Annotated in this window: 25 protein-coding genes and 1 pseudogene; 17 read left to right on the forward strand and 9 right to left on the reverse strand. The window is 63.1% G+C overall.

Going from position 1 to position 26,870, the window contains the following annotated elements; translation table 11 throughout:
- Window positions 1-52: 52 nt before the first annotated feature.
- Window positions 53-781, reverse strand: a complete 729-nt coding sequence (locus tag LOKO_RS15890) for a YebC/PmpR family DNA-binding transcriptional regulator (protein WP_066451566.1) — start codon at window positions 779-781, stop codon at window positions 53-55.
- Window positions 782-937: 156 nt separating this feature from the next.
- On the opposite strand from LOKO_RS15890, the gene LOKO_RS15895 reads away from it, so the two are divergent.
- The 3 genes from LOKO_RS15895 to LOKO_RS15905 all read left to right on the forward strand — a co-directional run bounded on the left by LOKO_RS15895 (window position 938) and on the right by LOKO_RS15905 (window position 3,156).
- Window positions 938-2,131 carry a M24 family metallopeptidase gene (locus LOKO_RS15895; protein WP_066451568.1) on the forward strand — a complete coding sequence of 398 codons (1,194 nt, stop codon included), beginning with the start codon at window positions 938-940 and terminating at the stop codon, window positions 2,129-2,131.
- A 55-nt stretch (window positions 2,132-2,186) separates the two neighbouring features.
- Window positions 2,187-2,768, forward strand: a complete 582-nt coding sequence (locus LOKO_RS15900) for a rhomboid family intramembrane serine protease (RefSeq protein ID WP_201025335.1) — start codon at window positions 2,187-2,189, stop codon at window positions 2,766-2,768.
- 166 nt (window positions 2,769-2,934) lie between these two features.
- Entirely contained in the window at window positions 2,935-3,156 is a 222-nt protein-coding gene (locus LOKO_RS15905; protein ID WP_066452407.1) for a hypothetical protein, read from the forward strand.
- 52 nt (window positions 3,157-3,208) lie between these two features.
- On the opposite strand, the gene LOKO_RS15910 is transcribed toward LOKO_RS15905, so the two are convergent.
- Window positions 3,209-3,844, reverse strand: coding sequence for a glutathione S-transferase family protein (locus LOKO_RS15910; protein ID WP_066451571.1), 636 nt, complete (start codon window positions 3,842-3,844; stop codon window positions 3,209-3,211).
- 112 nt (window positions 3,845-3,956) lie between these two features.
- Complete coding sequence (gene soxR, locus LOKO_RS15915) at window positions 3,957-4,406, reverse strand: redox-sensitive transcriptional activator SoxR (RefSeq protein ID WP_144439684.1); 450 nt, start codon at window positions 4,404-4,406, stop codon at window positions 3,957-3,959.
- Window positions 4,407-4,842: 436 nt separating this feature from the next.
- Here soxR and LOKO_RS15920 point away from each other — a divergent pair, with 436 nt between their 5' ends.
- Together LOKO_RS15920 and LOKO_RS15925 are read left to right on the forward strand one after the other, a co-directional pair.
- Window positions 4,843-6,735: an ABC transporter ATP-binding protein gene (locus tag LOKO_RS15920; RefSeq protein WP_066451573.1), complete on the forward strand. Its 1,893-nt coding sequence runs from the start codon at window positions 4,843-4,845 to the stop codon at window positions 6,733-6,735.
- Window positions 6,736-6,761: 26 nt separating this feature from the next.
- Window positions 6,762-7,172: a RidA family protein gene (locus tag LOKO_RS15925; protein WP_201025336.1), complete on the forward strand. Its 411-nt coding sequence runs from the start codon at window positions 6,762-6,764 to the stop codon at window positions 7,170-7,172.
- 18 nt (window positions 7,173-7,190) lie between these two features.
- Here the strand turns inward: LOKO_RS15925 and LOKO_RS15930 are convergent, their stop codons facing one another.
- Both LOKO_RS15930 and LOKO_RS15935 read right to left on the reverse strand, forming a co-directional pair.
- A complete protein-coding gene (locus LOKO_RS15930) occupies window positions 7,191-8,660 on the reverse strand; it encodes a methyl-accepting chemotaxis protein (protein WP_066451575.1) in 1,470 nt (489 codons plus the stop codon).
- A gap of 222 nt (window positions 8,661-8,882) precedes the next feature.
- Window positions 8,883-9,647, reverse strand: a complete 765-nt coding sequence (locus LOKO_RS15935; RefSeq protein WP_066451578.1) for an NAD(P)H-dependent oxidoreductase — start codon at window positions 9,645-9,647, stop codon at window positions 8,883-8,885.
- 94 nt (window positions 9,648-9,741) lie between these two features.
- Between LOKO_RS15935 and LOKO_RS15940 the strand changes: the two genes are divergently transcribed.
- The 3 genes from LOKO_RS15940 (at window position 9,742) to LOKO_RS15950 (ending at window position 12,110) form a co-directional block, all read left to right on the forward strand.
- Window positions 9,742-10,605, forward strand: a complete 864-nt coding sequence (locus LOKO_RS15940) for a LysR family transcriptional regulator (protein WP_066451580.1) — start codon at window positions 9,742-9,744, stop codon at window positions 10,603-10,605.
- Between the two features lie 112 nt (window positions 10,606-10,717).
- On the forward strand, window positions 10,718-11,725 hold the full coding sequence (locus LOKO_RS15945) for a zinc-dependent alcohol dehydrogenase family protein (RefSeq protein ID WP_066451582.1): 1,008 nt from the start codon (window positions 10,718-10,720) through the stop codon (window positions 11,723-11,725).
- A gap of 181 nt (window positions 11,726-11,906) precedes the next feature.
- Window positions 11,907-12,110 carry a putative motility protein gene (locus LOKO_RS15950; protein ID WP_066451583.1) on the forward strand — a complete coding sequence of 68 codons (204 nt, stop codon included), beginning with the start codon at window positions 11,907-11,909 and terminating at the stop codon, window positions 12,108-12,110.
- A gap of 10 nt (window positions 12,111-12,120) precedes the next feature.
- Here the strand turns inward: LOKO_RS15950 and LOKO_RS15955 are convergent, their stop codons facing one another.
- The 4 genes and pseudogenes from LOKO_RS15955 to LOKO_RS15970 form a co-directional block, all read right to left on the reverse strand.
- On the reverse strand, window positions 12,121-12,816 hold the full coding sequence (locus LOKO_RS15955; RefSeq protein WP_066452409.1) for an aspartate/glutamate racemase family protein: 696 nt from the start codon (window positions 12,814-12,816) through the stop codon (window positions 12,121-12,123).
- 269 nt (window positions 12,817-13,085) lie between these two features.
- Window positions 13,086-15,170, reverse strand: a pseudogene (locus tag LOKO_RS15960) (efflux RND transporter permease subunit); the annotation flags it as partial.
- A complete protein-coding gene (locus LOKO_RS15965; protein WP_066451585.1) occupies window positions 15,170-16,294 on the reverse strand; it encodes an efflux RND transporter periplasmic adaptor subunit in 1,125 nt (374 codons plus the stop codon). The pseudogene LOKO_RS15960 and the gene LOKO_RS15965, both read right to left, overlap by 1 nt.
- A 244-nt stretch (window positions 16,295-16,538) precedes the next feature.
- Window positions 16,539-17,510 (reverse strand): Bug family tripartite tricarboxylate transporter substrate binding protein, encoded by a 972-nt coding sequence (locus tag LOKO_RS15970; RefSeq protein ID WP_066451588.1) that lies wholly within the window; start codon window positions 17,508-17,510, stop codon window positions 16,539-16,541.
- Between the two features lie 355 nt (window positions 17,511-17,865).
- On the opposite strand from LOKO_RS15970, the gene LOKO_RS15975 reads away from it, so the two are divergent.
- The 9 genes from LOKO_RS15975 (at window position 17,866) to LOKO_RS16015 (ending at window position 26,851) form a co-directional block, all read left to right on the forward strand.
- Window positions 17,866-18,084, forward strand: coding sequence for a Flp family type IVb pilin (locus LOKO_RS15975; protein WP_066451590.1), 219 nt, complete (start codon window positions 17,866-17,868; stop codon window positions 18,082-18,084).
- Window positions 18,085-18,166: 82 nt separating this feature from the next.
- The gene (locus LOKO_RS15980) at window positions 18,167-18,712 is read left to right on the forward strand and encodes an A24 family peptidase (RefSeq protein ID WP_066451592.1); all 546 of its coding nucleotides are present in this window, start codon (window positions 18,167-18,169) and stop codon (window positions 18,710-18,712) included.
- Window positions 18,713-18,862: 150 nt separating this feature from the next.
- Window positions 18,863-20,212 carry a P-loop NTPase family protein gene (locus tag LOKO_RS15985; protein ID WP_144439686.1) on the forward strand — a complete coding sequence of 450 codons (1,350 nt, stop codon included), beginning with the start codon at window positions 18,863-18,865 and terminating at the stop codon, window positions 20,210-20,212.
- Window positions 20,213-20,217: 5 nt separating this feature from the next.
- Complete coding sequence (cpaB, locus tag LOKO_RS15990; protein WP_066451596.1) at window positions 20,218-21,042, forward strand: Flp pilus assembly protein CpaB; 825 nt, start codon at window positions 20,218-20,220, stop codon at window positions 21,040-21,042.
- 196 nt (window positions 21,043-21,238) lie between these two features.
- Window positions 21,239-22,774 (forward strand): type II and III secretion system protein family protein, encoded by a 1,536-nt coding sequence (locus LOKO_RS15995; RefSeq protein WP_083517631.1) that lies wholly within the window; start codon window positions 21,239-21,241, stop codon window positions 22,772-22,774.
- A 175-nt stretch (window positions 22,775-22,949) separates the two neighbouring features.
- Window positions 22,950-23,132, forward strand: coding sequence for a hypothetical protein (locus LOKO_RS16000; RefSeq protein WP_144439687.1), 183 nt, complete (start codon window positions 22,950-22,952; stop codon window positions 23,130-23,132).
- A gap of 66 nt (window positions 23,133-23,198) precedes the next feature.
- A complete protein-coding gene (locus LOKO_RS16005; RefSeq protein ID WP_066451605.1) occupies window positions 23,199-24,389 on the forward strand; it encodes a CpaE/TadZ family protein in 1,191 nt (396 codons plus the stop codon).
- A 114-nt stretch (window positions 24,390-24,503) separates the two neighbouring features.
- The gene (locus LOKO_RS16010; RefSeq protein WP_083517632.1) at window positions 24,504-25,868 is read left to right on the forward strand and encodes a TadA family conjugal transfer-associated ATPase; all 1,365 of its coding nucleotides are present in this window, start codon (window positions 24,504-24,506) and stop codon (window positions 25,866-25,868) included.
- The gene (locus LOKO_RS16015) at window positions 25,859-26,851 is read left to right on the forward strand and encodes a type II secretion system F family protein (RefSeq protein WP_066451607.1); all 993 of its coding nucleotides are present in this window, start codon (window positions 25,859-25,861) and stop codon (window positions 26,849-26,851) included. Before LOKO_RS16010 ends, LOKO_RS16015 begins: the two co-directional genes overlap by 10 nt.
- The last annotated feature ends 19 nt before the right edge of the window (window positions 26,852-26,870 follow it).

Below are 26,870 nucleotides of genomic sequence, written 5' to 3' on the forward strand. Positions count from 1 at the left end.
CGGAACTGCCTGCCAGGCCGACGTCAGCTCTGGTTCGTATCAACTGTTCGTATCAGCTGTTCGTTTGAACGTCGGCGTTATGGAACACGTTCTGAACGTCGTCCAGGTCATTGAGCGTATCGAGCAGCTTCTCGAACATGGCGACGTCGTCGCCTTCGACCGGCGTGGTGGTCTGGGGCACGAACTGGATCTCGTCGATCTCGAAGTCGAGCTCACCAAAGGCGTCGAGCAGGGCCTGCTTGGCCTTGGCATATTCGGTATGCGGTGCAAAGACGGTGATGTGGCCATCCTCGCTTTCGATGTCGGTGACGTCCACGTCGGCTTCCATCAGCGCCTCGAGGGTGGCTTCCTCGTCGTCGCCGCTGAAGGCGAGAATCGCGCAGTGGTCGAACATGTGGCTGACGGTGCCGGGGGTGCCGAGCTTGCTCTTGGCCTTGTTGAAACAGGCTCGGACGTCACCGAAGGTGCGGTTCGGGTTGTCGGTCAGGCACTCGACGATGACCATGCAGTTGCCCGGCCCGAAACCCTCATAGCGTGCCGGCGAGAAGTCCTCGCCGCCCACGCCGCTGGCCTTGTCCAGCGCCTTGTCGATCACGTGCGACGGCACCTGGTCCTTCTTGGCGCGTTCGAGAAGCCCGCGCAGGCTCAGGTTGGCGGAAGGGTCGACGCCCCCGGCCTTGGCGACCACGTAGATCTCACGCCCGTATTTACTGTACACCTTGGTCTTGGCGGCGGCCGTCTTGGCCATGGATTCCTTGCGGTTCTGAAAGGCCCTGCCCATAACGTTGTCCTGTTGCGTCTGACATGAAGCGGAATTCTACGAAACCGTTCCGGCAGGGAACAGTGTTATTTCTTGGGGAAGCGGGGTGGCATGACGCGAGTCATGGCTACACTGTCGGGGTGAGTTGCATCCTACTCTGCCTGGAGCCCACCTCTCATGGACCATCATCAGTACCGTCATGCCCTGGCGGCCCACCTGCAGGCTGCCGAACTGGCCTTCCCCGAAGCCGAGTACGATGCGCGACAGGGGCGGGTCCGCGCCGCGATGGCGGACAGCGAACTGGATGCCCTGCTGGTCACCGATCCTGCCGACATCTACTACCTCACCGGATACAACACCTTCGAGGTATCGGTGCATACCTGCCTGGTATTTTCGGGGGATCGCCTGGTGTTGCAGGTGCCCTCCATCGAGACCGGCCCGGCGGTGGTCACGGCCCGGGTCGACGAGCTGCTGGGCTATCGCTGGGAGGGTATCGAGGAGGTGCTCGAGCCCTTGGCAGAGACGCTATCGGGCTTTGCGGCCATCGGCCTGGATCCCTTCAGCCCCACCCTGCGCCACGGCATCATCGGTCCCTTGCAGCAGCGCCTGGGGGCCGAGCGATTTCAGGCCGGGGGTGGTGAGCTGCTGGATCGCATCCGCATCGTCAAGAGTGAGGCGGAGCTGGCCTGTCTGCGCGATAGTGCGCGGATCACCTCGCGGGGGCTGGCTGCCGCCATCGAGGTCATTGCACCGGGCATGACCGACAACGATGTTGCGGCGGAAGGCGCCCGTGCGCTGCTGGCGGCGGGTAGTGAATTCATGAGCATGCAGCCCATCGTCACCACCGGGCGGCGTATCAGCGTGATCCACATGAACCACCAGCGTCACCGGATCGAGCCGGATGAGCCGGTATTTCTTGAGTTCGGTGCTTCTTTCCGTCGTTACACGGCGCCGATGATGCGAACTGCGGTGGCAGGGCGTGCCAGCGGGGAGATGCAGGCCATGCGCGATGTCTGCCGCGCACTGTTCGAGGCACTGAGCGCGGCCATGCGGCCGGGCAACACCTTCGACGATGCCGCGCGGGCCGCGGAGTCGGTGCTGGCACCCCAGGTTGACCGGGTGTTTTTCTCGGGTGTCTTCGGCTATGCCGTGGGAGCACAGTTCCCGCCCAGCTGGGTCGAAGGCAGCGGCTATATCGCCCGTGGCCAGCAGCGAAAGTTCGAGGCAGGCATGGTCTTCCACCTGCCGCTCTGTCTGCGGGTGCCGGGGGAGTGGGGCATCGGTATCAGCGATACCGTTCAGGTGACGCCCACTGGGGGCGTGCCGATCACCGATAACGATTGGCAGCTCAAGGAGCGTTCGGGGAGCTGAGGCAATTGCGTGCAAGGCGAAGGTCCATTCATCTTTCTGACCGGCAGGCCTGGCCATGGGCATGACGCTGGTCCTGGTCGTGGTGACGACGACGGTGAGCGTGCTGGCCTGGATGTGGCCGCGACTATTCGATGCGCTGATCTATTGGCCGCCGGGTGTGTCCCGCGGCCAATGGTGGCGACTGCTTGGCCATGGCTTCATCCACGCCGACAGTACGCACTTGCTCTTCAACATGATCACTCTCTATTTCTTCGGCACCGTGATGGAGCTGGTACTCACCCCGCACATCGGTTCGGCGGGCTTCATCCTGTTCTATCTCTCCGGACTATTGGTGGCAATCCTGCCGACCCATCTGCGCCATCGGCACGACACACGTTTTTACAGCCTGGGGGCGTCGGGGGCGGTATCGGCAATGCTGTTCGCCTATATCCTGCTGCGGCCCTGGTCGCTGCTGTTCGTCTTCTTCGTGCCGGTGCCGGCGATCGCTTTTGCCGTCCTCTATGTCCTCTATTCGTTTCGCGCCCAGCGGCGCGGTGGCGACAATATCAATCACAGCGCCCACCTCTGGGGTGGTGGCTGGGGCGTCGCCTTCATGCTCCTCCTGATGGGGCTCACGGAGATGGAGAGCGTGGCGTGAACCGCCTTGTCGGGCGTTAGTCGGTCTTGCCAATCTCCGGCACTGTTCGCCACTGTCCAATCGAGTGATCTGGCTATACTGGGCAGTAAGGCTAGGGAGAGTTCTTTCCTGTGCCCGGTTGCGGCGCCAGAAGGTGCTGCTCACGTTTCAGCCCCAGGAGGGTGTCATGACACTGACTGTTACCGCCGATTACAGGGACTTGATGAAGGCCACCAATGCTTACGACGAGCTGGTATCCGAGGGCTATCCGCGCGAGAAGCTCTATTTCGACAGGGAGACGCACCAGGTCAAGGTCATCGTGCCCGATACCACCCGGCCTGAAGCGGAGGAGATCCTGAGGCGGCATGAGCCTGTTGAGCTCTGGGCGCGCCCCTTTGAAGAGGGTTAGGAGCCTGCCGAACGGCCAAATCCGACAGGCTCCTGGTACCGCGCTTGGTCGGTCAGGCGGGATGATGTTTCGCTACGGATGACATGGCCCGATCGTCCAGCTCGTTGGCGCGCCGAAACGCTTCGCGGTCACTGACCCGCGCCCAGTAGTCGACGAAGGCGGGGCATGACTCCAGGCTGCCGAACTGCAGGCCCCAGCCGATATGTGAGCCGAGGTAGACATCGGCTGCCGAGAAGTGTGCGCCGGCGATGTATTCACTGACGCTGACCGCCTGTTCCAACGTTTCTAGCACCGCTTCGATGCTGCCGTACCCGACCCGAGCCTGCTGTTCGGTATTGGGCTCCATGCCGAGGTCCCGATCGGTCGTGGCAGCTTCCAGCGGCCCGGCCGCGAAGAATAGCCAACGATAATAGGCTCCACGTGCGGTAAGCGGTGGGGCGAGGTCGGCCTCGGGGAAGGCATCCGCTAGGTAGGCGCAGATAGCCGCGCATTCGGTCACGATAGTCGTGCCGTGGCGAATCGCCGGTACCTTGCCCATCGGGTTGATGGCCAGGTAGTCGGGCGACTTCATGGCGGGGCCGTAGTCGATGAGTTCAGTGCGATAGGGCGCGCCGACTTCTTCCAGTATCCAGCGAGCGATACGACCGCGGGACATGGGGTTGGTATAGAGTACGAGGGAATCATGCATGACGGAACTCTCCATGTATTGCCCATGAAGATAGCAGGTCCACGGAGCAGTGTTATCGGACTGTTAAACGGTACCGGAACGGGATGAAAGCCAACCGCTGATCAATCAAGGATCAATCGGGGTCCAGCAGGCGGGGGCCGGTTCCTTCATCGGCCAGTTCGTCCTGCGGATTACGCAGCGGGCAGTCGTTCATCGAAAGGCAACCACAGCCGATACAGTGATCGAGCTGGTCACGCAGCCGGGTCAGCCGGGCAATACGATCGTCGAGTGCATGTCGCCAGCGTGCGGAAAGGCGCTGCCAGTCGGCGGCGGTGGGGGCCCGGGATGCGGGAAGCGTCTCGAAGGCCTGGCGTATCTCGGCCAACGAGATACCGGTGCGCTGAGCGACCTTGATGATGGCCACCCGCCGAAGCACATCGCGGCTGAATCGCCGTTGGTTGCCGGCGTTGCGGCGACTGCTGATCAGGCCCTTGCCCTCATAGAAGTGGATGGCCGAGACCGCCAGACCGCTGCGCTCAGCCACCTCACCAACGCTGAGCTCCCGGTGCAGGTGTGACTGCATTGCTGTATCTCCGGTCATTGCCTGGCTGCTGTTGTAACGATTGTATTGACGATAGCTTTAACGACTAATTGTTCTTGCGATTGTATTTGAAATGGTTATGGCGACTGGTTCGGCCACTGGAATGATCATTGCTCAAGCGGCCGTATCCTTCATTGTTTTAACGTGCGGGGCTGAGGTTGGCAAGGAACACTCCAGACGTTGCAACAAGTGCTTGTGAAGCAAAGTATTCTTGGTATCAGGTTTCGTGATGGATTCCATGACGATTATTGATTTCCCATGTGGCGGGGCGGCCTCTACTTTGAATTTTCTTCAAACGGCTGTGTTGTTTCCAAATTCTTTATCTTGACCTCTACTTAGCTTGAGGTTTTAACCTGCAGGCTACACCCGGGTTGAGCTCAGCGCTCGGCCCGCTGATTTTCCGCTGATGGATAATGTCATGTTCCGTTTCTTTGAAACCCTGGTGAACCCTTACCCGGCGGGTAAGCCCGAGACGCCTCCGAGGGGGCTCCTGCCCTTCATCCTGCATTTTTCGCGGCCAGTGCTGCCGTTGCTGATCCTGATGTCGCTGCTCACGGCACTGGTGTCGGCCGCCGAGGTGCTCTTTTTCAGCTATCTCGGCGAGCTGGTGGATTGGCTGTCGGGTGCCGAGCGTGAGGGGTTCTTCGCCGAACACGGTTGGCGCCTGGGAGCCATGGCGGCAATAGTGGTGATCGGGTTGCCGCTGCTGGTATTGATGCAGTCCCTGCTGACCCATCAGGCGATCTTCGGCAACTATCCGATGATCGGTCGCTGGCTTGCGCATCGCCACATGCTCGGTCAAAGCATGGCGTTCTACCAGGATGAGTTTGCCGGGCGCGTCTCGCAAAAGGTGATGCAGACGGCGCTCGCCATCCGCGAGACGGTAATGAAGCTGTTGGGCCTGCTGGTCTATGTAGTCGTCTACTTCGGCGGCGCGATGCTGCTCATGGGCATTGCCGAGCCCTGGCTGATGCTGCCCCTGGTGGCCTGGCTGGCCGGATACATCGCGATCATGTGGATATTCGTGCCGAGGCTGCGCCGGGTCTCCATGGAGCAGGCCGATGCCCGCGCCCGCATGACCGGCCGTATCGTCGACAGCTACAGCAATATCCAGACCATCAAGCTGTTCGCTGATACCCGGCGGGAGCAGGCCTATGCCCGCGATGCCATGGAAGGCTTCATGGTCACGGTGCATCGCCAGATGCGCCTGGCAACGCTGCTGTCGGTGTGCCTGACGCTGCTCAACTCGCTGTTGCTGACGAGCGTCGTGGCCATGGCCATCGGTGCCTGGTACTTCCAGGCCATTTCACTGGGTGCCATCGCCGTGGCCATCGCCCTGGTGATGCGCATCCGCTTCATGTCCGACTGGATCCTGTGGGAGGTGGCGGGACTGTTCGAGAATATCGGTACGGTGCAGGACGGCATCAACACCATCGCCCGGGAGCCGGCGGTGAAGGACCTCCCCGGTGCCGCCACCCTTACCGTGCCGCGCGGGGAGATCCACTTCGATGCGCTGCAGTTCGGCTATGAGCGTCCCGATGGTGAAGGCATTCGGGTCTTTGATGGCATGAGCCTGACCATCGCTCCCGGTGAGCGAGTTGGCGTCATTGGCCGCTCCGGGGCGGGCAAGTCGACCCTGGCCAATCTGCTGCTTCGCTTCTACGACCTGGAGGGCGGACGCATCGTGATCGACGGTCAAAACATCGCCGAAGTCACCCAGGAGTCGCTGCGACGCCAGATCGGGATGGTCACCCAGGACACCTCGCTGCTGCACCGCTCGGTGCGAGACAACATTCGTTACGGAAGCCCCCATGCCACAGAGGCGGAGGTCGAGGAGGCGGTGCGTCGTGCCCATGCCGATAGCTTCATCAACGACCTGGTGGATCTCAAGGGGCGTCGCGGCCTGGACGCACATGTGGGAGAGCGCGGCGTCAAGCTTTCCGGTGGCCAACGCCAGCGTATCGCCATCGCCCGAGTGCTGCTCAAGAATGCGCCGATCCTGGTGCTCGATGAAGCCACGTCGGCGCTCGACTCAGAGGTCGAAGCGGCGATCCAGGAGCAGCTCTACACCCTGATGGAGGGCAAGACGGTGATCGCTATTGCACACCGGCTGTCGACCATCGCCATGCTCGATCGACTCGTGGTAATCGACGAGGGTCGAATCGTCGAGAGTGGGAGTCATCAGGAACTGCTGGCCCGCGATGGGCTCTACGCCGCGCTCTGGCGTCGCCAGTCCGGCGGTTTTCTGGGGCTGGACATTGACGCTGAGGCAGAGCAACACCACGGCAGGCCGCTGGGTGTGGAAACCTGAAGCAGCACAACGGAAGGAGGGGAAGCATGAAAGTCGTGGAAAGAGAGGTCATCAATCCGCGTGGTGTGCCGAATACGCTGCAGTACGGTTTCAGCCAGGCCGTCATGGTCAAGGGAAACTATCGCGTCCATCTCTCGGGACAGGTTGGCGTCGATGCCCATGAATGTCTGGTCGGCACCGATCTCGAAGGTCAGACCTTTGCCGCGCTGGACAACATTGCGGCGATTCTAGGCGCCTTGGGCGGCGAACTCTCGGACGTGGTGATGATGCGGATCTATATCGCCGAGCCCGCCCGCTATGACCAGGAGGGCGTGATGCGGGCGCTGCTTGCGCGCTTCCCCAAGTCGCCGCCGGCGACGTCCTGGATGATCGTGAGCGGCCTCTCAGAGCCGGAGTGGCTGATCGAGATCGAGGCTGAAGCGGTGCTTCCGGAATAGGTCATGAACAGGGACCCGTCATGTCACCGGTGAGGGAGCGTTTAAGGAGGCGGCCGAAGGAGCCGGTAGCGTCGGTCTGTCGTGCTTTGCCGTGGTTGACGGGATGCTATCTTCGTGAAACGTGAACTCGTTGATGGAGGCCATGAGCGACGTTGCCACTTGTGCCAGGTGTTCGGCCAGTCGATGGGCGTCTTCCAGTGAGTGTGCCGAGCGCTGGATCGAAGACTGCATCTCGCCGACGCTGGCGTCGAGGTCCTCAATGCCAAGGTGTTGCTGGGAGGTGGCATGGTCGATTTCGGCGAGGCGTGAGGCCACCTCCTGGAACGTTTTCATGACTTGTTGCATGGTCTGGTCGACATCCTGGGTCTGTTGTACGCCGCTGCGTACGCCCGTTTCAGTCTGTTGTACGCGCTCGCGGATCCTGCCGGCGGTTTCGCTGGTTCGTTGCGCCAGCGTGCGAACCTCGCTTGCCACCACGGCAAAACCACGGTCGTGCTCGCCGGCCCGCGCAGCCTCTACGGAGGCATTCAGCGTCAGCAGGTTGGTCTGAAAGGTAATATTGTCGATCTCGCCCAGCAGGCTGGCAATGTTCCTGGCGTTCTCCTCCAGCAGTTGCATTGCGTCGCGCAGTGAGGCGGCCTTTGCCCCACCGCTCTTGGCGGCGAGTTCGGCCTCGGTGGCCAGCTGTCTGGTCTGGGAGGTTTTCTCGGCACTCTCCCGGGTCGTTGCTGCCAGTTCTGTGGCTGCAGCGGAAACGCGCTCCACCTGGGCCGTATTGTGCCTTGCCTGGCTGCGCACGCTGTCGTGCGCCTTGAACAATCCGTCACCCAGCGCATTGACTTGCTTTGCCGCCTCACGCGCAGCGCCTAGGGTGCCGGTCAGCTTCTGCTGCATGTTGCTGATGGAAGCAATGGCGGGCCGCGTCAGCTGTGCGCTGGAAAGCGACATGTCCAGTCGTCCTTCGCTGGCGGTTTCGGCAAATTCGCAGACCGTGAGGCTATCGTCCACCATGTGACGCAGCTCACGGGCCAGAAAGCCAAGTACCACGACCTGTGCCACCACCGCGCCGGCGTGCATCAGCAGAGAGGCAATCAGGCTGGCTTTTTCCCCGTGGCTGCCAACGCTCTGGTATAGGTGGACATGCCCCCCATATTGCAGCCAGGTGAAGAGCGCATGATGTACGGCGATGACCAGGCCACCGAAAGCAATGACTCGCCAGTCGCTATAGAGGATGAGCACCGCCAGCATGATGAAGATGCTGAAGTGCGCCTCGATCATGCCGCCACTCTGTTCGATCAGTACTATCGACAGGCCCATGAACAGGGCTGCCTTGATAAAGCCATTGACGATATGACCGGGCAGCTTCCATTGCACCAGGGCGGCCAGCGGGAAGGCGGTCACTGCAAATATCACCGTAAGGCCCAGCGTGCCGGTGGCAAGCCCGACGCCCAGGCAGAGTAACAGGTGGGCGAAGGCGGGCAGCCACATCAACTGATCGGTGCGTTAATGATAGCGCTGGATGGTAAAGGCTGGCTGAGACATCGGGATCCCTCTGGCGGTGCGAGTCAGCATTAGCGATTCATTGTATATTGATTCTTTGATGTATAGGATCCGTACAATGATGCGTTAATTTTCCTATCGGCCGGGATGAGGCCAACTTTAGCACTGGCCGGCATGCAGCGCATCGCCGAGGTCGATGGTTCGGGCGTCTCACAGCTGCCAGATATCGGGATGCCCCGCCTTGAGCACGCCCTGCTCGTCCCAGTCGTCCCAGCCGGCGAAGGAGATCGGCGCCTCATTGCCGAGTCCTTCCAGCCGTTGCGCCCAGGCCGCCTTCTCGGCCTCCAGGCGCTGGCGGAATGTCTCCTCCGCTTCGTAGCTCAACCCGCCGCCCTGAACGCCGTAGGTGACCTGGGGCGGCAGCACGCTGACGCCGAGGTAGTAGAGCGAATAGTGGACCGGCCACAGCAGCGCCACGATATGGCCGCTGCGACCGTGCCGGGTGAAGGTAGGCGCCGGGGCGCCGGTGGTCACCGAGAGCATCACCCGCTTCTCCGGAAAGCGCCCGCGGTCGTAGCGTATCCGGCCGGAGTAGAGCCCGCCGTAGACGAACACCCGGTCGAACCAGCCCTTGAGCATTGCCGGCTGGGCGTGCCACCACAGCGGGAGCTGCAGGATCACCAGGTCGGCGCGCTCGAGCCGCTCGATCTCGCGCTGCACGTCGGCGGGCAGGGTGCCGCCCTCGAAGGCGTGGCGCTGCTCGGTGAGCGGCAGGAAGGTGCCGGATTCGCCGCGCTCGGCGAAGTGCGCTGGCCCCTCCACCGGGTCGAAGCCTTCGGCGTAGAGGTCCGAGACCTCGACGCTATAACCCTGGCGCTGCAAGGTTTCGACGGCAACGTCCTTCAGGGCGCCATTGAAGGAGTGGGGCTCGGGGTGGCAGAACACGATCAGGGCATGTGGGTGGGGACTACTCATTACAGGGCTCCGGTTCGTTGGCTACGGTGCATGCCCTCAGGCTATGCTGTACGAAAACGAACTGAAATTACCCAGAAATGACAATGAACCTTGCATGAATAAACAAGCTTTGCACTGGGACGACCTGCGCGTGGTACAGGCCATTTCCGAGGCGGGTACGCTCTCGGGCGCCGGACGGCGACTGGGGGCCAGCCACGCCACGGTGTTCCGGCGGCTGAATGCCATCGAGCGGCGCCTGGGCGTGGCGCTGTTCGAGCGCTCGCGCACGGGCTATGCAGCCACGGCGGCGGGGGAGGACCTGGCGGCTACTGCCGCCCGTGTAGCGGCCGAAGTGCATGGCGCCGAGCGGCGCGTGGCGGGGCGCGACCTGCGCCTCTCCGGCGCCATCCGAGTGACCACTACAGACACGCTGCTGATGGGGTTGCTGTCGCCGATCTTCGCCGACTTCCAGCGTGCTCATCCCGAGATTGTCCTCGAGGTGGCGGTTTCCAACCAGCTGTTCAATCTCTCCCAGCGGGATGCCGACGTGGCGGTGCGGCCCTCGTTGTCGCCGCCCGAGCACCTGGTGGGGCGGCGGGTCGGCTCCATTGCCCAGGCGGTCTATGCCTGCGCCGATAACCACAGCGATGCCTGGGTTGGGCCGGATCGCCACCTGGGCTATGCCGCGCTCGATGCATGGATGGTCAATAACGGTGCGGACGAGCGCTGCCGCTACCGCGTCGACACCATGTTCGGCATGCTGGCCGCCGCCCGCGATGGGCTCGGCCGCGCCGTGCTGCCCTGCTACCTGGCCGATGCCGAGCCGGCGCTTATGCGCCTCGGCGAGCCGATTCCCGAACTCGCCACTGACCTGTGGCTGCTGACCCATCCTGACCTGCGCCGGGTGGCGCGTATCCGGGCCTTCATGGCTTTCCTGGCCGAGGCCATTGGCGCACGCGAAAGCCGCCTGACAGGCTGACGGAAGATACCCGGACCAGTTCCGGCGACAAGGTTTGCGCATGCCTACCAAGGCTGCCATGGTCATCACGAAATAGCGGTGGTTTCTATACGATGAGGAAAGGAGTGCAGAGATGAAGGTCGTTACCCTACGCAGCCCCGGCGGGCTGGACCAGCTACAAGTCAGCGAGCGGGAGGCGCCCGGCGAGCCGGGGCCGGGTGAGATTCGCGTGCGTGTACATGCCAGCTCCCTTAACTTCCATGACTACGGCGTGGCGTCCGGCATGATTCCCACCGAGGACGGTCGCATCCCCATGTCCGACGGGGCGGGCGTGGTTGAGGCGGTCGGCGAAGGTGTCGATGAGTTCGCCGTGGGCGATGCCGTGGTCTCCACCTTCTTTCCCTACTGGCTCGACGGCCCGGCGCGGGTCGGCGACTTCAAGACCACGCCTGGCGACGGCGTCGACGGCTATGCCCGGGAGCGGGTGATCCGCCCAACCACCTGGTTCACCCACGCACCCAGCGGCTACAGCCACGAAGAGGCTGCCACCCTGACTACCGCGGGGCTCACCGCCTGGCGTGCGCTGGTGGTGGACGGCAACCTCAAGGCGGGCGATACAGTGCTCACCCTGGGAACCGGCGGCGTTTCCATCTTCGCTCTGCAGTTCGCCAAGGCCATGGGCGCGCAGGTGATCTCCACGTCCTCCTCGGATGAGAAGATCGAAAAGCTCAAGGAGCTTGGCGCCGACCACACCCTTAACTACAAGGCAGAGCCTGAGTGGGGCAAGAAGGTGAAGGCATTTACCAATGGCCAGGGCGTCGACCACGTGATCGAGGTCGGCGGCCCCGGCACCTTGCCGCAATCCATCGATGCCGTGCGCATCGGCGGTCACATTTCGCTGATCGGTGTGCTGACCGGTCGCGGTGGCGAGATTCCCACGGCCAAGCTGATGGCCAAGCAGGCACGCCTGCAGGGGCTTATCGTCGGCAGCCGCATTCACCAGCAGGAGATGGTGCGTGGCATCGAGGCCAGCGGCGTGCGTCCGATCATCGACAGCACCTTCGGGCTTGAGGAAATTGCCGACGCCTTCCGCCATGAGGAGGCGGGGCGCCACTTCGGCAAGATCTGTCTTAGCTACTGATGATGGGATAGGTGCTCCGGCCAGCGTCGCGTCGCTGTGCCGTGTGTCGCTAAAGGCTAGCCGATTGGGCTACAGGCCAACTTCATCGGCGACAGTCGCTACGGCGAGATACGGTTTTGCTCTGGCGTGTGTCTGCTGTTAGCGTGGGTAAACAGATGAATCAGATATTGGAGCAAGCAACATGGATTCAGCCGTCAATACCATCGTCGGCCAGTCGCTGGTCATGCAGCAGGCTCAGGCCGCTCAGCAGGTACAGCTGGAGGTCTACAAGGAAGCCCTGGACATGCAGAAGGACCAGGTTGCCGCCCTGATGGCTTCGGCTTCGGTGGCACCGCAGTTGGCCAATGATGGCATGGTGGGCACCCACATCAACACCTACGCCTGATCCTTCTCTTTCAATCCCCGATTGCCCACTTCACCGCTTCCTCGGCGTGAATGGCTGCGGTGTCGTAGAGCGGCACCGCGGTATGGCTCTGCTGCACCAGCAGGGCGATTTCGGTACAGCCGAGGATTACCGCCTCGGCGCCCTTCTCGCGTAGTGACTCGATGATCTCCAGGTAGCGCTGCCGCGACGCTTCCTTTACCTGACCCAGGCACAGCTCGTGAAAGATCACCTCGTGAACCTGGTCACGCTGACCCTCGTCGGGCACCAGCACCTCGATGCCGAAGCCCTCAGTGATGCGCCCCTTGTAGAAGTCATGCTCCATGGTGAAGCGGGTGCCGAGCAGGCCGACGCGGCTAACGCCGTCGGTGGCCAGGCGATGTGCCGTAGCGTCGGCGATGTGCAGCAGCGGAATCGAGACCGCTTTGGCGACCTGCGGTGCGACCTTGTGCATGGTGTTGGTGCCGATCAGCAGGAAATCCGCACCGCCGGCCTCTACGCTGCGGGCAGCCTGGCTGAGGATCTCGGCGGTGGCGTCCCAGTCGTCGGCGTGCTGTAGCCGCTCGATCTCGGCGAAGTCGACGCTGTACAGGCACAGCTTGGCTGAGTGCAGCCCGCCCAGGGCAGCTCTAACGCCCTCGTTGAGCGCCCGGTAATAGCTGGCGGTGGATTCCCAGCTCATGCCGCCGAGCAGGCCGATGGTCTTCATGGTCATGCGCTCCCTCATGTTGTCGTTTATTCCATAACTGTCATACGGCGCTGCCTATGTCTCGTATTCGTCGTGGCGGCGGTTCCAGACGTAGGCTACCGCTTTACCGACCTCACCGCCGCCTGCCAGGACGACTGGCGCGCCTATACCGAGCACGACTTCGTGCGCAGCCTCGCCCCACGCGGCTTCGGCAACATCGAGAATTTCAACAACGGCTTCGCCATCATCAGCATGTCCCCCTGGGGCGAGCGTCGCGATGCCTGGTCGATCAGTCTCGGGTTGTCCTCGCGGATATGATCCATCAGGGTGTCGCGCCACTCGGCAAGCTCTTCGTAGGTGCCGCCACCCAGCACGAACTCCACCGGCTTGCTGATGCGCTGGCCAAAGCCCTGGCGCATCACCGGGAAGGCCTGCACCCCGGGCAGGTCGGCCAGCTCCCGGCGAACCTCGTCCATGATCGACCAGGCATCGCGACGCTCGCCCCAGGGGGACATGCTGATGATGGCGAAGCCGTTGTTGAAATTCTCGATGTTGCCGAAGCCGCGTGGGGCGCGCACCACCACTCGCTCGAGCTCGCCGCTCTCAAGCATGGGATCGAGCCGGGTCTCGATCTCATCCATGTAATCCATGATGTAGTCGAAGGTGGCCCCCTCCGGGCCGTTGACCAGGATGATGAAGCTGCCGCGATCCTCCTGCGGGGTGTATTCGCTGGGCAGCAGGTCGGCCAGCCAGACGGTGGCGGCAATCAGCGCCACGAATACCGCCAGCACCGCGGCACGCGCCCTGAGTATCCAGATCAGCAGGGTACGATAGATGCGCTGGGTGAATTCCAGCAACCACTGGACCGCCAGTGCGATGCGGCCCTCGTGCATCGAAGGCTTGAGAATCTTCGAGGCCATCATCGGGGTCAGGGAGAGCGCCAGCACGCTGGATATGGCCACGGCGGCGGCCATGGTCAAGGCGAACTCGGTGAACAGGCGACCGACGTTGCCCTGCAGGAAACCCAGCGGCACGAACACGGCGATCAGCACCAGCGTGGTGGCAATGACCGCAAAGGCGATCTGGCGGGTGCCGCGGAAGGCCGCCACCAGAGGGGTCTCGCCGTAGTCGTGCATGCGGCGGTGAATGTTCTCCAGCACGACGATGGCGTCATCGACGATAAGGCCGATGGCCAGCACCAGGGCGAGCAGGGGCAGCAGGTTGATCGAGAAGCCCATCAGGGCCAGGGCCATGAAGGCGCCGACCATTGCCACCGGCACCGTTACCGCAGGTATCAGGGTGGTACGCACGTTGCCCAGGAACAGGAAGATCACCACGACGACCAGACCCATGGCGATGAAGAGCGTGATCACCACCTGCTGGATGGCGCCGGAAACGAAGACCGAGGCATCATAGTTGAGGGAGAGCGACATGCCCTGGGGCAGGCTGTTCTGCACCCGCGCCAGCTCCGCCTGCACGCCCTCGGAGACCTCCAGCACGTTGGCGGTGGACTGTTTCATGATTCCCAGGCCCACCATCGGCACGCCGTTGGCGCGGAAGATCGAGCGATCATCCACCGAGCCGATTTCCACTCTCGCCACATCGCCCAGGCGAACCAGATAGCCATCGGGGCTCTGGGTCAGCGCCAGGCGCTCGAAATCATCGGGCTGGTTGAAGGTGCGCGGCAGGCGAACCATGAACTGCCGGTCGCGGGACTCGATCGACCCGGCCGGCAGTTCCACGTTCTCGGCACGCAGGGCGCTTTCCACATCGCCCACGGTGAGGTTGCGGGCCGCCAGCGCATTGCGGTCGAGCCACACCCGCATGGCATACTCCCGTCCGCCCCCCACGCGTACCCTTGCCACGCCGGGCTGTACCGAGAAGCCGTCCACCAGGTAGCGGTCGGCATAGTCGGTGAGCTCGGGAATCGTGTAGTCGTCGCCGGAGAGGGAGAGCCACAGCACCACCTCCTCGCTGGAGTCGGCCTTCTGCACTTCCGGCGGGTCGGCTTCGTCGGGCAGGTTGCGCAGGGCGCCGGAGATGCGGTCGCGTACGTCGTTGGCGGCAGCATCGATGTCCATGTCCAGGCGGAACTCGATGTTGATCCGTGAACGGCCATCCTCGCTGGAGGAGGTGATCAACTGGATGCCCTCGACCCCGGCGATGCGGTCTTCCAGCAGCTGGGTGATCCGGGTTTCGACCACGTTGGCCGAGGCGCCGGGGTAGCGGGTGTCGATGCTGACCACCGGCGGGTCGATGGAGGGGTACTCCTGCAGCGGCAGGCGCTGCATGGCCAGCAGGCCGAAGGCGACGATCAGCAGGGCCAGGACGGTGGCCATCACCGGGCGCTGGACGGATAGGTCCGAGAGCCGCATCAGGAGCTTTCCTCACTGCGGTTCCGCTCGAGTATCTTGCGGATCGTGGCATCGTCGTCGGCGATGCCCAGCAGCCTCACGTTGTCCCCCTCCCGGGCACGCTGCAATCCATGGTTGACCACCAGTTCACCCTCGGCCAGGCCTTCGAGTATCTCGACCTGACCGGTACGGCGCTCTCCCACGGTGACGCGGCGGCGCTCGAGTCGGTTGCCGTCGGCTTCATCAATCACCATCACATATTGTCGGTCACCGCTGGGAACGAGTACCGATTCGGGTGCCACTACGGCTTGTCGGGGCCTGCGCTGGACCACGACCTCCATCAGCATGCCCGGGCGCAGGCGAAGCTCGGGATTGGCCAGCTCGGCGCGAACGCTGACGCTGCGGCTGACCGGGTCGACCCGCGAGCCGACGCTGGCTACCTCGCCCTCGAAGACATCGTCGGGAAAGGCCGCGCTGTGCGCGGTCAGTGGCAGGCCAGGCTCGAGAATCGCCAGAAAGACCTCGGGCACGTTGAAGTCGAGCTTCATCACGTCGGTCTTGTCCAGGGTCACTAGCTGGGTACCGGGGGTGACCAGGCTGCCCACGCTGATGTTGCGAAAGCCCACCCGGCCGTCGAAGGGGGCGCGCAGCTGGTAGTTCGTCAGGCGCGCCTCCAGTCCCTGGATCTCGGCTTCCACCTGGCGCAGTCGTGCCTGGCTGTCCTCGACGTCGGCGCGGGGCGCCATGTTGCGTTCCTGCAGCTGGGTGAGCCGGTTGACCGCACTGCGTCGCTCGTCGCGCTGGGCCTGGGCGGCTCGAAGCTGTGCCTGCTGCTCGCCATCCTCCAGGCGGATCAGCAACTGGCCGGCTTCCACCAGGTCACCGTCACGAAAATTGAGCTCGGCGACGATCTCGGTAACGGTGGCAGACAGGGTGACGCTCTCGTCGGCGCGCAGGGTGCCCAGCGCCTCGAGGGGGTCGGACCAGGGCTCCAGCGTCACGCGGGAGGCAATCACCGCGGTGCGCTCCTGAGCGGCAAGCGGCAGGCTCAGCAAAAGCAGAGCGAGTGTTAGCATCAACAACGATGACAGCAACAACACTGTGTTGTGCCACGTGGGGGGCTTGAGGCGTGAAATCGTTTTCATCGGGGCTCTTGTGGCGAATCGGACGATGCATGACTGAGAGACGACCCAATCCTTTGGGGCACCGTGATAATACTAGCCACGCGGCTTGGTGGAAGTGTGGCAACAATTCACAAGTTCCACGCAGTGACAGTGACGCAGTCAGATTTAATTGTACGTATATTGTACAAAAAAGAGAAGAGAAGAGAAGAGAAGAGAAGAGATGTGAGGCGGAAATGCCGGCCCCGGAAAGGAGCCGGCGGCAAGGTTACTCTGGCGCTTCAACCCCTCCCATTTCGTCGATCAGCTCGGCGAAAGCGTCACGCTGGGCATAGAGCGTGTCGGTCAGTTCCTCCTCGTCCATATAATTGACCGGCAGTAGCAGACGCTCCTCGGTCACTTCAATGAAACGCTCGTCCTGTGTCGCCGCTTCCAGGGCCTGGGCCAGGCGCTCTGCACGCTCATCGGGCACGCCCTTCGGCAGGGCCGCCATGAGAATGTCGCCCGGCGTGATGTCGTAGCCGGCTTCGACCAGAGTCGGAGCGTCCGGGAAGGCAACAAGGCGATCCTCGGCCAGGCTGAGCAGTACGGGCATCTCTCCGGAATCGGCATAGCCAGAGTGGGTGCCTCCGCTATAGGCGAAATCAACATCACCGGACAGGATCAGCGGGGCCATGCCTGCCCCGCCGGCTGTCGGCACGATACGCAGGTCCAACCCCTCCTGCTCGGCGATATAGTCGATGATCAGCCTATCCTGGGCTGTCTGGGTGGCATAGCTGACCCCCGGGTTCTCACGGGCATAGTCGAGCAGCTCTTCCCAGCTGTCGCCGAAGGGGCGATCTTCACCGGTGACGATACCGGCCTGCGCCAGGGAGACCGCCGAGATATAGCGGAAGTCATCCATGTCGTAGTCGACCTCGGTCGCCAGGGGGCCGAAAGTAATCGGCGAGGTCGGGCCATAGAGGAAGGTGTAGCCCTCGTCATCGTTATTGACCAGGCGCGTTAGGGCCACGCCCATGCCGGCACCGGGTTGGTTGACCACGTTGACCGGCTGGCCCAGCTCATCCTCCAGCACATTGGCCAGAACACGACCCTGGATATCGGTGCTCCCCCCGGCGCCAAAGCCGATCACCATCGTCAGTGGCTGGCTCGGGAAGTCGTCCGCCTGCACCAGGCCGCCCGCCATCAGAGTGGTAGCCAGCAGAGCGCCGCCCAGCATTGCCTTCTTCGGATACGTCATTATTGAACCTCTTTTCTTGATTGTGATGTTTCTTCGGTTGGCTTGTTGACCCTAGCACAGCTTGGCACAGCTGTTTTTTCTGAATCGACCCTGAAGGCATGGTCATCCCGTCACCCAGCGGTGCGCAATTGGCTTCGTTTCTGCGCCCAAGTTCCAGCCTTCAGCCGGCACAGTGCTGCTTTCGGCACACTCCACCAAAATTCTTCAAGCCGCTGCAAGATAGTCCTAGTCTCCTGCAAGATACTTCAAGCATTCACACATGGTAACGACAATGCTGACTTCCGAGAGCCGGGGCAAGAAGCGCCGGTTTCCGACAACAGCAAGCTTGAAAAAACAAACGTACGGAGAAGCAATCATGAGCAAGCTGATGAAGGGTATCGAGCGTTTCTGGCGCGAAGAAGAGGGCACCGAGGTGGTGGAGTGGGCCTTGGTGGGTGGACTAATTGTCGCCGTTGGTGCAGCAATTTTTGTGGTAATTGGAGAGCACACAGGCGATTTGCTTGCAACTGTAAGAGATACTTTGGGTACAGCGGTAACAGAAGCAGGAGCTGAAGGAGCAGCTGGCGAAAACTGAGACGGATAATGGGTGATAACACGGAAATTAGGGCGTCATAAGTTGACGCCCTATTAGATAAATTATTCAGGAATTACTGGCTATGCGTCATGAGCTCCTGCTGATTCCCTGCTTGTTGCTGGCCTGGATCGCTGCAGGCTGGGATCTGCGTATACGGCGCATCCCCAATCGACTTGTTCTGGCCGGGACCGTCATGGGCCTGCTGTTGCAGGGAGTGCTGGTAGGAACCGGCGGTTTCCTGGCCGCCATCCTTGGTTTGCTGGTGGGGATGGCGATCCTGATGCCGGGCTATCTGATGGGCTTTACCGGGGCGGGTGATGCCAAGCTGATGGCGGCGGTGGGTACCTTTCTGGGACCGGTGGGTGTATTGCAGGCGGGCCTCATGAGTATTGTTGTTGGAGGAATTGTTGGAATGGTCTTCGCCACCTCGGCGCTTTTCAGAAGACAGTCGGTGTCGCCCTGGAGTCGCTATGGACTGATGGCAAAGACGCTGCTCTATACCGGAAGACCACTGTATATCGCCCCGAAAGAAGGTGAGGTAATGGGCTCAAAGTTTCCCTTTGCAGTGTCGATCGCGATCGGTGCCACGGGCTGGATGATCTGGCAATGGCCGCTGGCATTTGGATAGGCCTTTCGCGGAATTATTTAGCGAAACTATTTGAAACTATTTAAAGGGTTCTTAAAATTATTAAAAAAATCATCAAGAAAATTAGTGAAATTTTCCGATTTTCGGGCGTTTTTTTCAAGTTTTGTAACGAAATAGTAAGCGAGGTGTGCCATGCCTGTCGAAGCCACCGACTCCCATTCAGCCGGCCCTGGCCAGCGGGCAGCTACCTTGGCCACGCCGCGCCCAGGCACGGTGGCTGAAACCGGGCTTTCGGTGCTCTACCTGGGCGACCTGCTGGTCAAGCAGCTCTTCGAGCAGGGCATGCTCGACCTGCACCAGCTTTGCCGCGAGAGCGCGCTGGCCGGCAGCGTGGTGGAGGAGGTATGCCGGTTTCTGCGCGATGGGGGGCGGGTAGAGGTGCGCGGCCAGGGCGAGGGCGGTGCGCTGCGCTTCGGGCTGACCGACCGTGGCCGCGCCTCGGCGCTGGAAGCGCTTAACCGCGACGGCTACAGCGGCAAGGCGCCGGTTACCCTGGCGCACTACCAGCAGCGGGTCGAGGCCCAGGCGCTCAGTGACGTGGCGATTCGGCGCAACACGGTCACGGAGGCTTTCGCCGATACGGTGATCGACCCTGCGCTGCTCGACCAGCTGGGGCCGGGGCTGCACTCCGGCCGGGCCATGTTCATCCATGGCGAGGCGGGTACCGGCAAGAGCTATATCGCCCGGCGCCTGACACGGCTGCTGTCCGGGGAGGTACTGATTCCCCATGCCATCCAGGTCGGGGGCAAGGCGGTGCGCTGCTTCGACCCGGCCGTGCATCAGCCGGTTGAGGTTGCCGAGCAGAACGCCGCGCTCTCGGCGCTCTACCTGGAGCGCGGCCATGACCCGCGCTACGTGCGCTGCCGGCGGCCCTGCGTGGTCACCGGCGGCGAGCTGACCATGGAGCGGCTCGAGGTCCAGTACGATATGGCGACCCATATTCACCAGGCGCCGATCCAACTGCTGGCCAACAACGGCATGCTGGTGATCGACGACCTGGGTCGCCAGCGCATGTCGCCCACCGAGCTGTTCAATCGCTGGATCGTGCCCTTGGAAGAGCGCCGCGATTTCCTGGCCCTCTCCAACGGTTACCACTTCAGCGTGCCCTTCGATGTGGCCCTGGTGTTTTCCACCAACCTCGACCCGCTCTCACTGGCCGATGCCGCCTTTCTTCGCCGCATCGGCTACAAGATTCGCTTCTCACCCCTGGCACCGGAGGCCTACCGGGCCATCTGGGCCCAGCAGTGCCAGGCGCAGGGGCTGGCGTTCGAGGAGGCGCTGGTGAATTTCGTTATCGACGAACTGCATGCCCGCCACGGGGTGCCGCTGCTGGCCTGCCATCCCCGCGACCTGTTGAGCCTGGCGCTGGACCAGTTGAGCTATCGGGGAGCAACAACCCCTGACCGCGAGACCCTGAACTGGGCCTGGCAAACCTACTTCGGCGATTTCACCGACGGTGACGCCGCCGTGCATGGGAGGTAAGGATCATGAAACGCAAAGGTATCTTCGCGATGTTCGCGATTTCACTATTCATGGCCCTGAGCGCCGCCCTGGTGGCCATGAGCTGGTTGCAGCAGCAGGGGGGGGAGCGAGACGCCTTGGCCGAGACGAGCCAGGTGGTGGTGGCGGCAATGCAGATTCCCTTTGGTACCACGGTGCAGGCGTCCGACCTCAAGGTGATGGAGTTGCCTCCCGAGTCGGTGCCGCCGGGGAGCTTCAATGACCTCGACAGCGTTGTTGGGCGTGTCAGCAACCAGGTGATCTTTTCCGGCGAGATTCTCCACGAAGGGCGGGTGGCCGAGCACCTAGGCGGCAGTGCCCTGGCGGCGCTGCTGGACCACGGCAAGCGCGCCATGAGCGTACGGGTGGACGATGTGGTGGGCGTAGCGGGCTTCCTACTGCCCGGCAACCGGGTGGACGTGGTTTCCTCCCAGCGCAACAACGGCAACCGCAACAGCGTCGCGTCGGAAACCATCCTGCGCAACATCAAGGTGCTGGCGGTGGACCAGATCGCCTCCCAGGAGCGTGATGGCCCGGTGATCGTGCGTGCGGTCACCCTCGAGGTGGACCCGCGCCAGGCCGAGACCCTGGTCCAGGCCACCCAGGAGGGCAAGGTACAGCTCACCCTGCGCAATCCCCTGGATCAGGAGGACGAGAATGACGTGATGACGGCCCAGCGCTCGGTGCTGAACCTGCCGGAAATCGAGCCGCGGCAACAAGCCAGGCCGGCGCCTGCACCCGCGGCACCGGTACAGCGTCAGGTCCATGTGATTCGCGGCACCCAGACCAGCACCGTCAATGTACGCAACTGACAAAAGAAAAAACAGGATCCGGCAAGGGCAAGCAACACTTTGAAAGCAAGTAACGAAAGCAGCTAACGAAAGCAGGTAACGCGGGGCAAGGGGAATCGAGATGACCAGACAAGGCGAACAGTGGACACGGCGTGACGGGTGGGCTGCCCGCAGATGCATGAGCTGCAGGAGGACGAGCTGCAGATGGTTGAGCGGGATGGTAGTGCTGGCACTGCTACTCGCGGTGAGCTGGGCCGGGTCGGCAGCGGCCCAGGACCGCGGCACGCCGCGCAACGTCTCCATGCCCATCGAGGGGCGCTCGGTCGCGGTGGCGGTGGCCATCAACAAGGGCCAGGTTCTGGAGTTTCCTCGGGCGGTGCGGGTGGTATCGGTGGGCAACCCCGAAATCGCCGACATCGTGGTAATGGGCTCGCGCCAGCTCTATGTTCTGGGAAAGTCCACCGGTACCACCAACGTGGTGCTGTGGGATCAGGGAGAGCAGGTCGAGGGTGCGCTCAATGTCACGGTGACCCACGACCTGGAAACGCTCAAGAGTAGCCTGCACCAGCTGCTGCCCGGCGAGAACATCCAGGTGCGCTCCGCCCAGGATGGCATCGTGCTGAGCGGACAGCTCTCCAGCGCCGAGCGGCTGGAAACTGCCCTGCGCCTGGCCAGCCGCTTCGGCGGCGAGGATGCGGTGCTCAACCTGATGCAGGTGGGAGGCGCCCAGCAGGTAATGCTCGACGTCAAGGTGGCCGAGGTCTCCCGCTCCCTGGTCAAGCGCCTGGAGGCCAACTTCAACGTCTTCAACGTCGGCTCTTCGGCATTCCGCGCCGGCGCGGTCAGTGGTGGGGCCAGCTTCCCCGATGCGGTATTCAGCGACTTCGGTGGCGATGGTCGCTTTTCGGCGCTGCCATTTGCCATGGGGCAAACACCTATCGGACCGGCGGTCACCGAGTTCGCACCGGCCACCGCCACCATCGCCGATACCGGGATCTTCGCTAGCTACCAGCGTGGCGACTACCTGCTCAACCTGGTGCTGGACGCCGCCAGCCGTGAAGGCGTGGCCAAGATTCTCGCCGAGCCCAACCTGACCACACTGACCGGCCAGCCGGCCCAGTTCCTGGCCGGTGGCGAGTTTCCCATTCCCGTGCCCCAGGGAAACGGCCAGGTGGCCATTGAGCACAAGGAGTTCGGGGTGGGGCTGGGGTTCCTGCCCACGGTGCTGGATTCCGGCACCATCAACCTCCAGGTGAACGTCGAGGTCTCCGATCTGGTGCCGGTCAACAGCCTGCAGGTGGGGGTCGGCAGCGGGGTGAGCACCCAGTTCTTCGTGCCTGCGCTGGCCAAGCGTAGTGCCAGTTCCACGGTGGAGCTCGCCACCGGCCAGACGATCGCCATCGCCGGCATGCTCAACGAGAACCTGCGCGAGAACGTCTCCAAGATGCCCGGCCTTGGTGATCTTCCGGTGTTGGGGGTGCTGTTCAGAAGCCAGGAATTCATCAAGGAGCAGACCGAGCTAGTGATCTTCGTCACCCCCCGGCTGGCGCGCTCCTTTGCTCCGGAGCAGGTGCGCCTGCCCACCGGCTCCTTCGTGCCACCCAGCGACCTGGAGTTCTACCTGCTGGGCAGCTTTCGGTCCCTGGAGGAAGGTGGCGACAACCCGCGACAGCGGCCGAGCAGCTTCGACCTGGAGCTGATGTCCAGCCGCCCCGATGGCGGCACCGAAGGCCGCTTCGGTCATGATCTCTGACCTTTATCGCCTTGGCGACTTATCAACAGGGGGCGCGTCCATGTTTCCTTCACAACGATCCAGTGCAGGCAGGCTTGATACCACTCACCGTGCTCTGTCGGCCCGGCGGTTCCTCTGGGGGCGCCGATGGCTAGCCTTGGGGTTCCTGCTCTTTGCCCCGCTTCTGGCGGGCTGCATGGCCCCCCAGCCGGGAGCCGACCTGCCGCCCTATGGCGAGAGCGTGCAGCATACCAAGGCGATGCAGACCTATGAGCCCGGCGATTCGGTGCCGCCGCTACACGGTGCCAAGGCGGCAGAGGCCATGCGCCACTATCGCCAGGCACCTGGCGGCAGCCAGGCCCCGAGCTCACTGCCCTGAGCGGCCCACCCACCGACAGCAGGACACACGGCAACCAGGGACTTTCATTGACAAGCAGGTGACGCAATGCGTAAACGGCTCGAGATATTGCTGGCGGGAAGAACCCGGGATGAACTGGGTGCTCTGGAGTCGCTGCTGAGCAGCCAGGGCGATATCCAGGTCACCTCTCGTCTGATGGTCAACGGTAACGTCGACCCTCTGGAAGGGGTGGCACCCCTTCCCGATGCCCTGGTGCTGCTGGTGGGCACCCACTGGGAAGCGGAGCTGATGGCCCTGTGCGAGCGACCGGCGGCGGAGCGCCCACCCCTGCTGGTGGTGGGGCCCAAGGGAAACGTGGAGCTGATTCGCCTGGCCATGCGCGCCGGAGCGCGTGATTTCTTTTCTCCACCCATCGACGATGCCGAGATCTTCCACTTCCTGCGCGAGCTGGCCCGGAACCGGCGCGACGCCCCGAGCCATGCCGCACGGTTAACGGCGGTAATCAATGCCAAGGGGGGCTCCGGGGCCAGCCTGGTGGCCGCCAACCTTGCCCACTGCCTGGCACGGCAGGGGCGCGATACCGTGCTGGTGGATCTCGACGTGCAGTTCGGTTCCTTGCCGCTCTACTTCAATGTGACCCCGGACCATGGCCTGGTGCGGGCGCTGGAATCGGCCGACAGCCTGGACGCCCTGGCCATGGAGGCCTACCTGAAATACCACACCGGCGGGGTGGGGCTGCTGGCCTCCTCGCCGGGGGACCGCCTGAGCCTCGGCGAAGTGCCCGAAACCCGCGTCGAACAGCTGCTGGCGGTGCTCTGCCAAAGCCAGGAGGAGGTGGTGGTCGACCTGCCGCGCTGGATCAACGGCGCGACCGCCTGCGTGCTGGAGCGCGCCGAACACGTGCTGGTGGTGATGCAGCAGAGCGTGGCCCACCTGCATGATGCCCAGCGGCTGCGCGACATTCTCGTTCATGAGCTGGGCATGCTGGCTTCCCGGATCAGCGTGGTGGTCAACCGTTACGACAAGCGCAGTGACGTGACTCTCTCGGCGATCGAGGATGCCCTGCCGGGCCTGTCGCTGCAGACGCTGCCCAATGACTTCAAGCGCGCCAGCCACAGCATCAACGTGGGCAGCCCGCTGCACGAGATCGCCCCCAGGGCGCCCCTGACTCGGCAGATCGAGGAGCTGACCCGTTCGCTTGCGACGCCTCAGGAAGCGGGCGCCGGCCGGGGCAAGAAGCGTTCGCTGCTGGGCTGGGCACTGCCAGGCCGGCACTGACATTTGGCAGTCACTAGCGTCACTAACTACGTTACGAACGAATAAAAGTACCGCCCAAGCGAACATCGCCTCAAATGAACATAGCCCCAAAACAATATAACGAGGAGAACGGCCATGAACCTGCGTGATCGGATGACCCTTGGCGGAGAGGCGGAGTCGCGTTCGGCCTGGGCGGGCCGCGGGGCCGGCCAGCTGTCCCAGGCCGAGCAGGAGTACAAGCAGCGTTTGTTCCGTCAACTGGTCAAGGTGATGGACCTGACGCTGCTCAACACTCTGGAGGAGCGGGAGGCCCGGCTGCAGGTGCAGCAGGTGTGCGAGTCGCTGATGAGCAAGGAGACCCTGCCGTTCAATGCCGGCGTGCGGCAGCGCATTGTTACCGAACTGCAGGACGAGGTGCTGGGGCTGGGCCCCCTGGAGACGCTGCTGGCCGACAAGACGGTCTCGGACATCCTGGTCAACGGCACCAACCCCATCTATGTGGAACGACGCGGAAAGCTGGAGCAGACCCTGCTGCGCTTCGACAGCGATGCACACCTGATGACCATCATCGATCGCATCGTCTCCAGCGTCGGGCGGCGCATCGACGAATCCTCGCCCATGGTGGACGCGCGGCTCAAGGATGGCTCGCGGGTCAACGCGGTGATCGCCCCGCTGGCTATCGATGGCCCCATGCTGTCGATTCGCCGCTTTGCGGTCGAGAAGCTCGATGCGCCGAGCCTGGTGGCATTCGGCAGCCTGTCCATGGAGATAGCACAACTGATGGAGAAGGTGGTAAAGGCGCGGCTCAACGTGCTGGTGTCGGGCGGTACCGGCGCGGGCAAGACCACCCTGCTCAACGTGCTTTCCGGCTTCATTCCTGCTGACGAGCGCATCGTCACCATCGAGGATTCGGCGGAGCTGCAGCTACAGCAGCCCCACGTGGGACGCCTGGAGACCCGGCCGCCCAACATCGAGGGCAAGGGGGAAGTCAGCCAGCGCGACCTGGTGCGCAACAGCCTGCGCATGCGCCCCGATCGTATCGTGGTCGGCGAGGTGCGCGGCGGCGAAGCCTTCGACATGCTGCAGGCCATGAACACTGGCCACGACGGCTCGCTGACCACCATTCACGCCAATACCCCCCGCGACGCCCTGACCCGTATCGAGAACATGGTGGCCATGAGCGGCTATCAGCTGCCGGCCCAGGCGCTGCGCTCGCAGATCGCCTCAGCCATTGATGTGGTGGTGCAGATCGAGCGCCAGGAGGATGGTGTGCGCCGGTTGGTCAGCGTGCAGGAGGTCAACGGCCAGGAGGGCGAGATCATCACCATGTCGGAGATCTTCCGCTATGAGCGGGAGGGCATCGATGCCGACGGCAAGGTGCTCGGCCGGCACGTGGCTACCGGTGTGGTGCCCGGCTTCTATGACCACCTGAAGCGCCGCGGTCTCGACCCGGGCCTGGAGATCTTCCAGAACATGGGAGTGCAGCGGTCATGGAACTGAGCAGCCTGGGGATCCAGCTTTCCGACGAGATGATCGTGGTCGGCATGATCTTCCTTGCCGCCTTCCTGCTGATCCAGAGCTTCCTGGTGCCGGCCTTCGGCGAGAATCGCCAGGTACAGAAGCGGCTCAAGCAGCGCCTCCGGGCCATCTCCGACGAGGCGCATCAGGGAAGTATCTCTCTGGTGCGGCGCAAGTACCTGCGTGAGCTGGGGCCCCTGGAGCGGGCCCTGGAGTCGCTACCCGGCATGGAGCGGGTGGAGCGGCTGGTCGAGCAGGCGGGAAAGGAAACGCCGGCCTATCGGGTGGTGCTCACATCGGTTTGCCTGGGCGGCATAGCTGGTGCAGCAGGCTTCCATTTGTTACCGCTGCCGCTGGCCCTGCTGCTGGGGCTAGGCGTGGCCTATGTGCCCTTCCTGAGGCTGACCGTGGCTCGCAGCCGGCGCCTGGCCCGCTTCGAGGAGCAACTGCCGGATGCCCTGATCGTTATGTCTCGGGCGCTGCGCGCCGGACACCCCTTCAGCGACGCCATGCACCTTGTCGCCGAGGAGATGGCCGAGCCCATTGCCGGCGAGTTTCGCACCACCTTCATGGAGATCAACTACGGTGGCGAGGTGCGTACGGCGATGCTTGGCCTGCTTCGCCGGGTCCAGAGTGTCACGGTGATGATCTTCGTCACCTCGGTGCTGATCCAGAAGGAGACCGGTGGCAACCTGGCCGAGCTGCTCGATGGCCTGGCCGCGGTGGTGCGCGATCGCTTCCGCTTCCACCGCAAGGTGCGCACCCTCTCGGCCCAAGGACGAATGGCCGCATGGATTCTCTCGCTGCTGCCCTTTGCGTTGGCGGGAATCCTGAGTCTTGTCTCGCCAAATTTCATTCCCATGCTGACCCAGGACCCCACGGGGCGTCAGCTGGTGGTGGCGGCCTTCGTGATGATGGTCGTTGGAATCCTGTGGATGCGCCGGATCGTACGTATCGAGGTATGAGTACGCTGAACGAGCGTTA

Origin of the sequence: Halomonas chromatireducens (genome assembly GCF_001545155.1) — a bacterium.
In the GTDB taxonomy this organism is placed as follows: Bacteria; Pseudomonadota; Gammaproteobacteria; order Pseudomonadales; family Halomonadaceae; genus Halomonas; species Halomonas chromatireducens.